General features: G+C 32.0%; 12 protein-coding genes. 1 reads left to right on the top strand and 11 read right to left on the bottom strand.

Annotated features, from left to right (window positions below; genetic code table 11):
- Window positions 1-12: 12 nt before the first annotated feature.
- The 10 genes from ACXIHB_RS03990 to ACXIHB_RS03945 all read right to left on the bottom strand — a co-directional run bounded on the left by ACXIHB_RS03990 (window position 13) and on the right by ACXIHB_RS03945 (window position 8,114).
- Window positions 13-873, bottom strand: a complete 861-nt coding sequence (locus ACXIHB_RS03990) for a substrate-binding domain-containing protein (RefSeq protein WP_047789016.1) — start codon at window positions 871-873, stop codon at window positions 13-15.
- Window positions 874-1,743 (bottom strand): nucleoside phosphorylase, encoded by an 870-nt coding sequence (locus tag ACXIHB_RS03985; RefSeq protein WP_239180551.1) that lies wholly within the window; start codon window positions 1,741-1,743, stop codon window positions 874-876.
- The gene (locus ACXIHB_RS03980) at window positions 1,744-2,688 is read right to left on the bottom strand and encodes a DUF1835 domain-containing protein (RefSeq protein ID WP_462098973.1); all 945 of its coding nucleotides are present in this window, start codon (window positions 2,686-2,688) and stop codon (window positions 1,744-1,746) included.
- A gap of 147 nt (window positions 2,689-2,835) precedes the next feature.
- Complete coding sequence (locus ACXIHB_RS03975; RefSeq protein ID WP_073183642.1) at window positions 2,836-3,159, bottom strand: translation initiation factor; 324 nt, start codon at window positions 3,157-3,159, stop codon at window positions 2,836-2,838.
- Window positions 3,160-3,164: 5 nt separating this feature from the next.
- A complete protein-coding gene (locus ACXIHB_RS03970) occupies window positions 3,165-4,112 on the bottom strand; it encodes an isopenicillin N synthase family dioxygenase (RefSeq protein ID WP_073183641.1) in 948 nt (315 codons plus the stop codon).
- 60 nt (window positions 4,113-4,172) lie between these two features.
- Window positions 4,173-4,898: a DUF6048 family protein gene (locus ACXIHB_RS03965; protein ID WP_462098972.1), complete on the bottom strand. Its 726-nt coding sequence runs from the start codon at window positions 4,896-4,898 to the stop codon at window positions 4,173-4,175.
- Window positions 4,879-5,355, bottom strand: coding sequence for a DUF6452 family protein (locus ACXIHB_RS03960; protein ID WP_047789010.1), 477 nt, complete (start codon window positions 5,353-5,355; stop codon window positions 4,879-4,881). Before ACXIHB_RS03960 ends, ACXIHB_RS03965 begins: the two co-directional genes overlap by 20 nt.
- A gap of 7 nt (window positions 5,356-5,362) precedes the next feature.
- Window positions 5,363-6,814, bottom strand: a complete 1,452-nt coding sequence (gene rlmD / locus ACXIHB_RS03955; RefSeq protein WP_462098971.1) for a 23S rRNA (uracil(1939)-C(5))-methyltransferase RlmD — start codon at window positions 6,812-6,814, stop codon at window positions 5,363-5,365.
- A 114-nt stretch (window positions 6,815-6,928) separates the two neighbouring features.
- Window positions 6,929-7,624 carry an OmpA family protein gene (locus ACXIHB_RS03950; protein WP_462098970.1) on the bottom strand — a complete coding sequence of 232 codons (696 nt, stop codon included), beginning with the start codon at window positions 7,622-7,624 and terminating at the stop codon, window positions 6,929-6,931.
- Between the two features lie 13 nt (window positions 7,625-7,637).
- Window positions 7,638-8,114, bottom strand: a complete 477-nt coding sequence (locus tag ACXIHB_RS03945; protein WP_047789007.1) for a lipocalin family protein — start codon at window positions 8,112-8,114, stop codon at window positions 7,638-7,640.
- A gap of 248 nt (window positions 8,115-8,362) precedes the next feature.
- Between ACXIHB_RS03945 and rocD the strand changes: the two genes are divergently transcribed.
- The gene (gene rocD, locus ACXIHB_RS03940; RefSeq protein WP_173360039.1) at window positions 8,363-9,607 is read left to right on the top strand and encodes an ornithine--oxo-acid transaminase; all 1,245 of its coding nucleotides are present in this window, start codon (window positions 8,363-8,365) and stop codon (window positions 9,605-9,607) included.
- Between the two features lie 274 nt (window positions 9,608-9,881).
- On the opposite strand, the gene ACXIHB_RS03935 is transcribed toward rocD, so the two are convergent.
- Window positions 9,882-12,857, bottom strand: a complete 2,976-nt coding sequence (locus ACXIHB_RS03935; RefSeq protein ID WP_462098969.1) for a DEAD/DEAH box helicase — start codon at window positions 12,855-12,857, stop codon at window positions 9,882-9,884.
- Window positions 12,858-12,874: the final 17 nt, after the last annotated feature.

Below are 12,874 nucleotides of genomic sequence, written 5' to 3'. Positions count from 1 at the left end.
GTTTTATAAAAATCAAATATACATATTTCTGATTAAGTCACCAGAATTTTCCTTCTTTTCAATAACGTTGAATTCCACCATTTTATTTTGTATGTCCGTAATTAAATTTTCGGAAATAGCTTCGCCGTCATTCCATTCAGTAATAGATAACCATTCCTGAATATCATCTATTTGTTGTTCATACCTATTGGAAAGAACTTTATCAATATTATCGAAGTCTTTAAAGTCTTTAGTACAAGCGTTAATGATATCGTGTACTTTTTTTACTTCTTCAAAATTATTTTCTAAGATTTCATCACGAACAGCAATTACAAAACAAGGCCATGGGGTAGGGCAGTTACCAACTCGCCTAAAAGTACCGTTATCAACCAATGGTTTTGTGGTAAAGTGCTCCCACATAAAATAATCGGCTTCTCCATTAGTTAAAGCGTCTATTCCTCCTTGTAAATCTCCAACTACTTTAAATTGTAGTTTATTAACATCCCAACCATTGTTATGGGCATTTACAATTGCCATAAGTTGAGAACCTGAACCAAATCGGCTAATAGCTACTGTAGCATTCTCTAAGTCATTAATGGTTTTGAATTTTGAGTTCGCAGCAACATGAATTCCCCAAACAAGTGGACTTTTTACAAAAGTTTGTGTAATTTTTGAAGGATTTCCATTAATAATATCTTTAATAATTCCTTCAGTAAGCACCAAGGCTATGTCAACTTCACCAGAGCGTAAAGCTTTCGTCATAGCTCCAGTACCTCCAGGATAATCTTTCCAGCGTAAGTTGATTCCTTCTTTGGTGTATTCTTTATTTTTTAATGTAATGTACCATGGGTAATTAAAATGTTCAGGAACACCACCTATTTTTAATTTCAGCATTTATTCAACTAATTTATCTAGGGTATATGCAATCAAATCATTTACTACTTTATACGGATCTTTACTAAATGTTCCGTTGGCTCTGTTAGCAATAATTGCATTCATTGATGCTGCATTATGACCTAGTAGTTTAGCCAACCCATAAATGGCTGATGTTTCCATTTCAAGGTTGGTAATTCGATTGTTATTATAGTTAAAACTATCAATCTTCTTATTTAAATCGGGGTCTTGCAAAGGTAAGCGTAAAACACGTCCTTGAGGACCATAAAAACCACCAGCGGTAGCTGTAATTCCTTTATATACTTTGTTAGATATTAATTTATCTTCTAAAGGTTTTCCGTTAGAAATGATTAACGGATATGATTTTTTTGCACTCCAATTGGTATGTTTTATGAAAGCTTCTTCTATATCTGGATGTGAGATTTCATCCACTTGATACGATTGTAACATTCCGTTTAAATCCAATCCATGAGAGCTTAATAAAAAGCTGTCAACAGGAATATCAGCATGTAAAGAACCAGAAGTTCCAATTCTTGTAATGTTTAATTGTGTATGTTTTTCTTTAGGTTTACGTGAGTTTAAGTCGATATTAACTAAGGCGTCTAACTCGTTTAAAACAATATCAATATTATCAGGGCCTATTCCTGTAGAAATTACAGAAATTCTTTTTCCTTTATAGGTACCAGTAGTGGTTTTAAATTCTCTTTTTTGTGTGCTAAATTCTATAGTATCAAAGTGTTTGGTGACTTTGTCGACACGATATTGGTCTCCAACAAAAATGATATCGGTAGCAATATGTTCAGGTCTTAAATTCAAATGGTAAATACTACCATCTGGATTTAAGATGAGCTCAGAATGTTGTATACTCATTTACGATGTTATTTTTAACAGCTTATCAGTAGAGTTTACGTAGAGATAGCTGTATTTTTTTGCGCCACCAAGATACGAAAAATCAGAACGAATTTTAGCATAATAGTTTGTTTGGTTTTGCAATACTTTCTTACCTGTTTTACTAAGTTTTACAGGATCAAAAGAGGTAAATAGCTTTTTAAGGCTTTCAAGTTTGTTAACGTATTGAATATCACCAAACCCATAGTTTTCTTGATGAGTTAAAAGATTTCTAAGAAGTTCATCTTGGTTTGCAAATGTATGCTCGTTAGCAACCTTTAAAATATTATTTTCTATATAATTTAATCCATTTTCAATTGAAGGAAAGCGAAGTAAATGTGCTTTTATAGCACTCTCTAGATATACAAAAGGTGATTTTGGATTAAATTTATGTGCATTTTCAAGAGGTAACGGACTATCTGAGCAATATAATTGCCATATATAGTCAGCATATTCTATATCATCTTGAGAAAGCTCTATTTTATTTTTAAAGTGCTCTTTTAATTGATCGTCAGATAATTCTCCTAAACCATATAACTTTTTAGAGTTATCTATTTTACCACTTGTAACTAAAGATATTTTGTGATTTTTACGGTATCTTTTTAGCCAGCTTATTACTGCTAACATATTTACTTGACAAAATAAATCGTATTCAAACCATAAAACAATCTCATCTTGTTGTTTTTGATTACATAGGTTTCGGTATTCTTTAAGGGTATAATCTATAAACTTCTTCTTAGTAATTTTATAAGTAGTTTTTAAAAAGTCAAAACGTGTTTTCCAGAAGTCTTCACTACCTACGTCTACTGATGTTTTTCCTTCACATAACATTTCACGCCACGTAATAATATCACCTTCAATATTTAGTTCTTGAAGTCTTTGAGTTGTAACGTCTCCATTGGTTATGTGTAATAAAGAATGTTTCATAATTTTAGGGAATTGGTTGATTTCTTTATTTATGTAAAATAAACGATTTATTTTATACGTTATTATTTACTGGTTGGTATTTAACACTTTACAAAAGTTGTAAATATAAAAAAAATGTCGAAGAATCAAATCTTCGACATTTTTTACTTATCCACCAACGCGTTTTACGTTGAATCCTTTATCTTTTAAAAGTTGCATTATAGTATCTCTATAATCACCTTGAATTATGATTTTATCATCTTTAAAACTACCACCAACACTTAGTTTGGTTTTGATTTCTTTTGCTAATTTTTTAAAGTCTTGGGTAGCCCCATTATAACCGTCTATTATAGTAACTGGTTTCCCTTTACGTTTTTCATACTTACAAAGAATGGGTTCATCTTGTAACCAGACGTCAGGTTTTTTTTCTTCAGGTTTTTCCTCAAACTGATGATCTGGGAATAAATTTTTTAATTGATCTTGTAAATCCATTAGATTTATTTTTTCAATCCTAATTCGCGTAAACGTTCATCTAAAAACTCACCAGCAGTAATATCTTCAAACTGTTTTGGATTGTTTTCATCAATACAGTTTTCTAAAACATCTAATTTCATATCAGAAACAGGATGCATGAAAAATGGAATTGAATAACGTGATGTTCCCCATAATTCTTTAGGAGGGTTAGTTACACGGTGAATTGTTGATTTTAACTTGTTGTTACTATGGCGTGATAACATATCACCTACATTAATCATTAACTCGTCATCTTCTGCTATAGCATCAATCCATTCACCTTTATGGTTTTGAACTTGTAATCCTTTTCCTTGAGCTCCCATTAATAAAGTGATTAAGTTAATGTCACCATGAGCAGCAGCTCTTACAGCTCCTTTAGGTTCTGTTGTAATAGGAGGGTAGTGTATTGGACGTAAAATACTATTTCCGTTTTTGATGTAGTTGTCAAAATACGTTTCTTCTAAACCTAAATGTAAGGCTAATGAACGTAAAACGTATTTAGCTGTTTTTTCTAACATTTGGTAAGCTTCTTTACCCACTTTGTTAAATTCAGGTAATTCTTCAACTTCAACATTTTCTGGGTATTCTTTTGCGTATTTTGAATCTGCATCAACATACTGACCAAAGTGCCAAAACTCTTTTAAATCTCCTTCTTTCTTTCCTTTAGCACTTTCTTTACCAAAAGAAACATACCCTCTTTGACCTCCAATACCTGGAATTTCATATTTTTCTTTTACATCTGTAGGTAAATCAAAAAACTTTTTGATTTCAGCATATAAGTTATCTACTAATTCATCGTCTAAAAAGTGTCCTTTTAATGCTACAAATCCTATATTCTCGTAAGCGTCACCAATTTCATTGATGAATTTTTGTTTTCTTTCAGCATCGTCCGATAAAAAATCTGCTAAGTTTACGCTTGGAATTTTATTCATTGTTAATAAGTTTTATTATTCAGGCGGTAAAGTTAGTGAAATCAAGCGTATGCTGATAATTTATTTATTAACAAAAGGAATTAAGTACGATATTGTATAGTTGAATCCGAAGCCTGTACTGCTTTCAAAAACACGATTAAAACCTGGTGTATATAGCGTTTTAAAGCCTTTTTGATCGTCAACACTTAACATAATTTTATATGAAAAGCTAAAACCTATAAACAAGTTTTTAAAAGTTTCTGCTTTTATACCTAGCTGTAATTCAGTCCAATGAGCGGTAAGTCCGTCGTCAGACATAAGTGTTGTAACAGGGTTTGAAGGAAAATAAGGAGGTAAGTTTTCAGTACCTGAAGAAACATTAGGTTGATAGCTATTTAAGGTATGATCAAATATGGCAAAACCATAACGCATACCAACATAAATTTCGTTATTCATGTCTAACCAATTCTCGTAGGCGTTGTAATTTGCTCCAAGTCTAATATAACTTCCTTTTGAACTAGAAGAAGAAAAATCTTCATAGGTGGTTTCATCTTCAAAACCTAATTCAGTAGCGATGTACCATTTTTTTGATACTCTATAATCACCTACTAATTCAAGTCCGCTATAACTTTTATCAATAATGGCAAGACCAGGTTTACTAATGTCTAATCCAATACGTAAGCCATATCCTGTTTTATATGTAACGGTATCTTTTTTTTCTTTGGTTTCTTCTTTAGATGTATTTATTTGTGAGTATCCGTTCACAAATACAAAAACGAAACATAGACTAATGAAATACTTGTACATGGGCGCTAGCTTGATTATCGATTAATGGAATTTCTGTAGTTGATAAACTGTTTATCCAACCTGTATCATTTAAAGTTACATTTTCATAAATAATTCTGAAACCACATGAACGAGACACAAAGTCTTCTTTAGGATTGTACTCAATGGTAAGTGTAGCCGTTTGGTTATTAGCTATATTGCCATCTACATCATTCATCTTTAGTGTATAGACTGTTTTTTGAGATAGGCTGTTTAAAGGAATAGCAATACTGTCTACTGTTCTATCGGTAAAAAGGCTATCAGTTTTTCCTTCTGCAATTACAGATAAACGTTCTACATTTTTTAAATCATTCGTATTATCCATATCGTAAAAACGAAGCACTAAATTAGGGGTTACTGGGTTTTGTGTACAGAAATCATCTTTTTCACAGGCCGTTAAACCTGCTATAAATATGAATAGAGCAATGTATTTTTTCATATAATGTTTATTTTTCAAATAGAACTACCGTTTCTATGTGTGATGTATGTGGAAATTGATCTACTAAACTAATCTTTTTTAATTGATATCCGTTTTTCATCAATTCCTCCGTATCACGAGCTTGTGTTGCTGGGTTACAAGATACATAAACCATTCTATCTGCATTTAAGTTTATGATTTTCTTAAGTGTTTTTGGTGCAATACCCGCACGAGCTGGATCTAAAATAATGGTTCTTATCTTATTTTTATATTGTGGGTGTTCGTTTAAGAACTTTCCTACATCAGCTGCATAAAATTGCAAACCTTCAATATTGTTACGTTCTGCATTTTTCTTAGCGTCTTCAATAGCAGAGGCTACAATATCTACACCAACAATTTTAGTGTTATTCGACTTTGAAGCAATAATTTGTCCAATAGTTCCTGTTCCACAGAATAAATCCATCACTACGGTATTGTCAATTGCATCTTTGTTTTCTAACGCATAATCAACTACTTTGGTATATAGTTTTTCGGCAGATTTAGGGTTGGTTTGAAAAAAGCTTTTCATGCTAATTTCAAAATTTAAACCTAATAACTCTTCAACAATTTTATCTTTTCCATATACTAATTTTACACTTCCTGAGGTAGCTATGGTTCTATCGCCAGTTTCGTCATTAATAGTATGTAATAAACCAGCCACTCTATCGCCAAATAACTCTACTAAATAGTTAGCAAATTCTTTTAAATCAAATTTAGGTAAATCGTGAGAAGTGGTTACTAAGTTGAATAACAATTCGTTAGTTTTGTATGATTTTCTTACCACAAAATACCTAAAGAAACCTTCTTTTTTAGGTCCGTGCCAAGGCGCTAGACCAGTTTTTTTACAGTATTCTCTAATGTTTTTGATGTTGTCTTCAACTTGTTTGTCAAATAAACCAGAATCTTTTTCAAGGTTATCACCCATCCACCAAACACCGCGACGTTTAAAACCTAAGGTAAATTCATCTACATCGGTTTTGTTTTCACGGTCGTAACCAATGGCAGAAAAACCATATTCCATTTTATTTCTATAGTGGAATACATTAGGGGAAGCGATAAATTCATCAAATAAATCTTCAATATTTTCAACTTTACCAATACGCTTAAATAAAGATAACGTACTTTCTTGCTTGTATTTGTGTTGTAAATCTATAGGTAATTGAATGTAAGGTGCTCCAGGAATATCTTGATAAGGAATAGCTACTTCGTCCTCAGAATGTTTTAAAACATCAATTAATTTACACTCTGCATACTTTTTCTTTGATTTGTCTACACGTGCTTTTATTAACTGTCCTGGTAAAGTGTTAGGAACAAAAACAACAAAAACACCTTCTTCTGAACGTATTCTTCCAATTCCTTTTCCGCCGAAGGCATAATCTTCAATTAAAATTTCAATGACTTGTCCTCTTTTTACAAACTTATTTCGTTCTCTTCTTGGCATTCTATACTATGATTTATAGTGTGCAAAATTAGGAAAAGATATGGTTTGAAGGTAAAAAAAAGACCACTCATTGTAGAGCAGTCTTTTTAGGTATAGTTTGTAAAAGTTATTTTTTTATTGACGAGCTTCTTGCTTAGCTTCTTTTATCATTTGCTCGTTTGCAACGATAGCAAACTCTACACGTCTATTTTTACTTCTTCCTTCAGCAGTATCGTTTGTTGCTATAGGATCTTTAACACCAAGTCCTTTAGTTTCAAAACGACTGTTTTTTAATCCCTTACTAGCTAGGTAACTTTTTACAGAGTTAGCTCTTTTTTCTGAAAGCGTTTGGTTGTATTCAACCCTACCTGTACTATCTGTATAACCATAAATTACAATATTAGTATCTCCATAATCTTTAAAAACAGGGACTAATTTATCTAAGTTAGCTTTAGCAGTAGTTGTTAAAGTAGCTTTGTTAGTAGCAAAACGAACGGCGTTTTCTCCTAAGGTAAGTTTAATACCTTCACCAACTCTTTCAACTTCAGCACCAGGTAAAGCTTCTTTAATCTCACGAGCTTGTTTATCCATTTGATTACCAATTACACCACCGGCAACACCACCTACAACGCCACCTAAAATAGCTCCAAGTTCTGAGTTGTTTTTACTTCCTACATTATTACCTATTACAGCACCTATCACAGCACCAGCGGCTGTACCAATAGCAGCTCCTTTTTGAGTGTTGTTAGCATTTTGAATAGATTTACATGAGGTAAAAACTGTACTAGCTAAAAATAAAATTGATAAACTATAAATTATTGATTTTTTCATAATGTTTTATTAATTATTGTCTTTGAAATGAATAGGTAATGTTTTTTACTTGGCCAGCAACGTTTACTTTGTCTATTAAATCGAAGCTAGTTTCAGTAACATTATTTATATTTAATATATATCCTTGGTTTACTTCTTTTGCTTTGTGGTTATTTATAATTTTTAAAACAAAATTACCATCTTTATTAACATACCAAGTAATTGGAGAACTAAAGTTTTTACAATTTGTACTTGGATTATTTAAATTCATTTGTCCTTTATTATTGTTAGAGATAAAACTCCAATCACTACCAATAAAACAGTTAGAATCTTCTAAATTAAATGAGTTTACTTTTAAATAATTTGAACCCGGAAAACTTACAGCAGTAATGGTCCAGTTACCCTTTAACATTCGTTCAGTTTTGTTGTCAAGTTTTGTGTTAGTTACAGATGTAGATTTACAGCCGATTGTAACTATAGAAAGCAGTAGTAAAAAAAAGATTTTTTTCATAAAAATGATATTTAGTTAAATTCTCTTAAAGATAAAAAAACTAATTAACTGTTGTTTTATTGTAAATAATAAAAAGTTAAGTAGTCTATATTTTTAGACCCTATAAAATCTAAGAAAGTCACTTAAATTTAATAATTTTGTAGCTAGGGATGATTTCTTTCCCACGCTGAATTTTCGAAACTTCTTTTTCGAAAGGATAAAGGTAGATAAGGAATGGTTATTTTATAAATTTTAAAAAATTAAGAAAAATGGCTGTTTTAGACCAATTAACTTCGCAACAAGCGATTGACTTAGAAAACAAATACGGAGCACATAACTACCATCCATTACCAGTAGTATTGAGTAAAGGAGAAGGAGTATATGTATGGGATGTTGAAGGAAAAAAATATTATGATTTTTTATCGGCTTATTCCGCAGTAAACCAAGGACACTGTCACCCAAAAATTGTAGGGGCAATGGTAAACCAAGCGCAAACATTAACATTAACATCTCGTGCTTTTTATAACGATATGTTAGGAAAGTACGAAAAGTTTGCAACTGAATACTTTGGTTTTGATAAATTATTACCAATGAATACTGGTGCAGAAGCTGTTGAAACGGCTTTAAAAATCTGTAGAAAATGGGCGTATGAAGTAAAAGGAATTAATGAAAACGAAGCGCAAATTATTGTTTGTAAAAATAACTTCCACGGAAGAACAACTACCATTATTTCTTTTTCAAATGATCCAGTAGCACGTAAGAATTTTGGGCCATTTACTAATGGGTTTATAAAAATAGAGTACGATAACTTACAAGCTTTAGAAGAAGCGTTAGAAAACAACGATAACATTGCTGGTTTTATGGCCGAACCTATTCAAGGAGAGGCTGGAGTATATGTACCTTCTGAAGGATATTTAGCAGCAGCGAAAGCGTTATGTGAAAAGCATAATGTATTATTTATTGCAGATGAAGTACAAACAGGTATTGCACGTACAGGTCAGTTATTAGCAGTAAACCACGAAAATGTACAGCCAGATATTTTAATTTTAGGTAAAGCATTAAGTGGAGGAGCATATCCAGTATCTGCAGTATTAGCAAATGATAGCATTATGAATGTTATTAGACCTGGAAACCACGGTTCTACTTTCGGAGGAAACCCAGTTGCAGCAGCAGTAGCTATAGCGGCTTTAGAAGTAGTTAAAGAAGAAAAATTAGCTGAGAATGCTGAGCGTTTAGGTAAAATCTTTAGAGAGGAGTTAGCTGAGTTTGCTAAAGAAAACGAGTTAGTAACGTTAGTACGTGGTAAAGGGTTATTAAATGCTGTTGTAATTAATGATACTGAAGATAGCTCAACAGCTTGGGATATTTGTATGAAGTTACGCGATAACGGATTGTTAGCAAAACCAACGCATGGAAACATTATTCGTTTTGCACCACCATTAGTAATGAATGAAGAGCAATTAAGAGACTGTATTAATATTATTAAGAAGACTATTACTGAGTTTAAAAAATAAGCTTACAGCATTGTATATAAATAAAGGAACGATTTAATCGTTCCTTTTTTTGTTGTTATTTATTAGTTTTTAATTACTAAAATATGAAACTAACATTTTTCTAAATGTTATTAAAAATGTTTAATAGCAAGTTAGGTATTTTTCTGTACACTTTTTAAGTTGATAATTTTTTTGGTGTACAAGTGCTGTACACTATTTTTTTTATCAAATTTTTTAGTGTACAAGTGTTGTACACTTTTTAAGTTGGTAATTTTTTTGGTGTACAAAAACATAATTAGTTAGCCATTTCATAAATGTTTAAGTGTCTTTTTAAAATTCCTGAAGGCGTGTTTTTGGTTTCATCAAAAATTCGAGTGTCTCCAAAAAGAATAAAGCTTTCTTTGGCTCTAGAAACCGCTACATTTAGCATGTTAGGCTTGTTGTCTTTTTCAAAAAACAAGGTTCCTTCGTCGTCATTAGAATATACGGAGCTGAACAAGATAATGTTTCGTTCTGCACCTTGTAATGCGTGCACGGTACCTAGTTTAATGTCACTAACTTTATAACCCGCGTCGGTTAAGGCTTTTGATAATTCTCCTTTCTGACTTGCAAAAGGGGTAATAATTCCTAAAACACTTTCAATAGAGTCTACATCGTATGCTTCTTGAATGGTTTCTTTGTTTTGTTGTAACCAAGAAATAATAGCTTTTACTTCGCTAATGTTTTGACGACTGTTGTATTTGCGTTCACTAACTCCTTCTATATGATATGCCATCATTGATGGAAATGCCTGATTTTCTTTAGCTTTTCCTTTCATAGGTTTTAAAATACCATCGTATGCCAATTCGTTACAAAAACTAATAATTTCATCATTACATCGTCTATGTTCTAATAAAACCAATCCTTGTTCTTTTTTTGCAGGTAATGGTGTTTCAAATTCGCAAGCATTTTGAGCCATTTTCATAATACTTCCGCTAGACGCTAAAAAACCTAACTCATCTAAATGTGTGTCATTTTGATTTTCAATAATATCAAGACTTGTTAAGTTTCCTTGGTCAATTTTTTTAGGGATAGACCAAATAGGTTCAATTTGTTGTAAATCACCTACTACAAAGGCTTTTTGAGTTAATGAAAATACAGGGATGCTTACTTCTGGAGTAACCTGACCAGCTTCATCAATAATTAATAAATCTAAAAAGTTGTATAACGGTAAATATTCAAAAATAGGCTTTCCGTTTTCGTTTTCTCCTTGAAATTGACTGTATAAAAAGTGACTTGGTGCCGTGTAAAAGGTAGCTACAAAACAAGGAGTAAGCATAGCTCTTCGTTTCCATTTTGCTTTAATAGCATATTCTCCTGTTCCTTTTTCGGTGTTCTCTTCTAACATCTCTCTTGTTTCTAGTAACCAGCGAGCCTCCCAATAATGGGTTGCTAATAAGAATGCTTTATGGCGTAAATCAATATCTAATTCATCATAAAAGAAACGCTGTGTTGTATCGTTAGAGTTTATCTTTTCATATTCATACGCCCACATTTGTTCTTCTGAAACAAAAGGAAATCCTTTGATGTTATTTTCATATTTCCAATTTTTTAGGCTTAAATGTGATTGCAGTAGCAGATTTACATTGTTTGTACATTCTTTTATATATGCTGCTGCTTTTTTAGCATTCAACAATGTTTCAGCGTTAGCTTTAAAAATGTGTTCAGCATTTCTTGATTCAAACTGAGCTTCATCAATAAAATAGTGTTTTACTTTATCAATAAAATCAATGTCTTTTGTAGCTGTTTTTAAATCGTTTAAAACAGTTCTCCATTCTTGTAGTTTGGAGATTTTAAACGTACTTTTTTGAACAAAATCTTCTTCGTGTACAAGTATGCTGTTAATGTAATTTACAGCATTTATATAGTTTCTAGAGAAATCAACACCATCGGCTAAAATATTTTGAATACCAATAATTTCTTCTTGTAGATGGTTGCATACATCTTCAAGTGAATTTGTTTGGGTATTGAAATACTGACAGTAGTTTGTTAAAAAATAATATTCTGCTTCAGATATATATTTTTCATTTTCCAGATTACAAAGTGTTCCTTCATGACCAAATAAATTCCCTTTTAAGTAATTAATGTTAGCCAGTTTTTTATCACTTTTTGAACTGGATGGGAGGTAGGTTGCATATCCGTTAAAATCAGGAATCCAACGGTTGGCTAATTCTCCCATAGTACTTTCAGAGTTGATAAAACTATCAATAATATTGGTTACTGCTTGGTTGTTGTTTGAGCAGGCTAAAATTATAGGAGCTTCTTCACCATTAATAGCGGCTTTTACAAACTCGGTAGCCACTAAACTTTGTAATAGGGTAGTTTTTCCAGTTCCTGGAGGTCCGTTTACAGCGGTAACTGCATTTTCTTCGGCTACTAAATACGATAGTAATGTTTTTCGCTGACTAACCGAAAGTGGGAACTTATTCGACATTTGTCCTAGATGCAAATGGTTATACACTAAAAATCCGTTATCGGTAATGGCTTCTTGTCGTTCTCTAGTATATGGATTGATGATTTTAGAGAGTACAGGTAACTCATCCGTATTTTTAAGTAGATTTTCGTACAGAAATAGAATACTTTTTGCCGTAGAAATTTTAGAACTTAATGCGAAATAAGTAAGCTCATATTGTGTGGTATAGCGTTCTACTTGATAACGGTATAAGTTGCTATAAGTTATGGCAGAAAATACTTCGTTAATATAGTTCCAGTATTCATCCCAAGGTATAGGCTCTTCGCTGTTTTCAAAATCGGGAGCATCTAGGTCTTTAGCATCTAAAACGGTGTCGATAGAAGAAAAGATAAAATCATTCTTAACATCTGCCATAGGTGTTAGATAGTTACGAACAATTAAAGGAAAGCCATCTTTTGGAGCAGATAATTGTCCTGAACGATTTACAATAGCACTAATCCAAAAAGGATGAATGGTGCGCTGTTTGAATTTAGTGTTGTCGGTTTGATATACTAAATGAAAAGGCGCTATTAATATTTTAGTTTCCTCTACCTTATGCCACTTAGGGTTGTCTTTTTTAGTAATTCCTTTTAACCGATTAATTCTACGTTCTTCAACATCTAGCAGTTGACTTGCTTGTTTAGAGTTGATGAGTGCGTTACTTAAATCAGAAGATTTTTGATGAAAAAGGTTTTTTATTTTACTAATGTCAATAGCTAAGTTTTCACTATCAGATAAGCTGTTTTTATAATATTGTAACCAGTTTTTTTCGTCGTTCATAGTTGTTCTCGTACCCT

This window comes from Tenacibaculum sp. IMCC1, from assembly GCF_054906355.1.
This window is presented reverse-complemented; position numbering and strand designations above follow the sequence as displayed.

Bases quoted from the DNA above. Each gene is read 5' to 3' on its own strand.
- ACXIHB_RS03980 (WP_462098973.1), bottom strand. From the start codon at position 2,688: ATGAAACATTCTTTATTACACATAACCAATGGAGACGTTACAACTCAA.
- ACXIHB_RS03985 (WP_239180551.1), bottom strand. From the start codon at position 1,743: ATGAGTATACAACATTCTGAGCTCATCTTAAATCCAGATGGTAGTATT.
- rlmD (WP_462098971.1), bottom strand. From the start codon at position 6,814: ATGCCAAGAAGAGAACGAAATAAGTTTGTAAAAAGAGGACAAGTCATT.
- ACXIHB_RS03970 (WP_073183641.1), bottom strand. From the start codon at position 4,112: ATGAATAAAATTCCAAGCGTAAACTTAGCAGATTTTTTATCGGACGAT.
- ACXIHB_RS03990 (WP_047789016.1), bottom strand. From the start codon at position 873: ATGCTGAAATTAAAAATAGGTGGTGTTCCTGAACATTTTAATTACCCA.
- rocD (WP_173360039.1), top strand. From the start codon at position 8,363: ATGGCTGTTTTAGACCAATTAACTTCGCAACAAGCGATTGACTTAGAA.
- ACXIHB_RS03965 (WP_462098972.1), bottom strand. From the start codon at position 4,898: ATGTACAAGTATTTCATTAGTCTATGTTTCGTTTTTGTATTTGTGAAC.
- ACXIHB_RS03975 (WP_073183642.1), bottom strand. From the start codon at position 3,159: ATGGATTTACAAGATCAATTAAAAAATTTATTCCCAGATCATCAGTTT.
- ACXIHB_RS03945 (WP_047789007.1), bottom strand. From the start codon at position 8,114: ATGAAAAAAATCTTTTTTTTACTACTGCTTTCTATAGTTACAATCGGC.
- ACXIHB_RS03935 (WP_462098969.1), bottom strand. From the start codon at position 12,857: ATGAACGACGAAAAAAACTGGTTACAATATTATAAAAACAGCTTATCT.
- ACXIHB_RS03960 (WP_047789010.1), bottom strand. From the start codon at position 5,355: ATGAAAAAATACATTGCTCTATTCATATTTATAGCAGGTTTAACGGCC.
- ACXIHB_RS03950 (WP_462098970.1), bottom strand. From the start codon at position 7,624: ATGAAAAAATCAATAATTTATAGTTTATCAATTTTATTTTTAGCTAGT.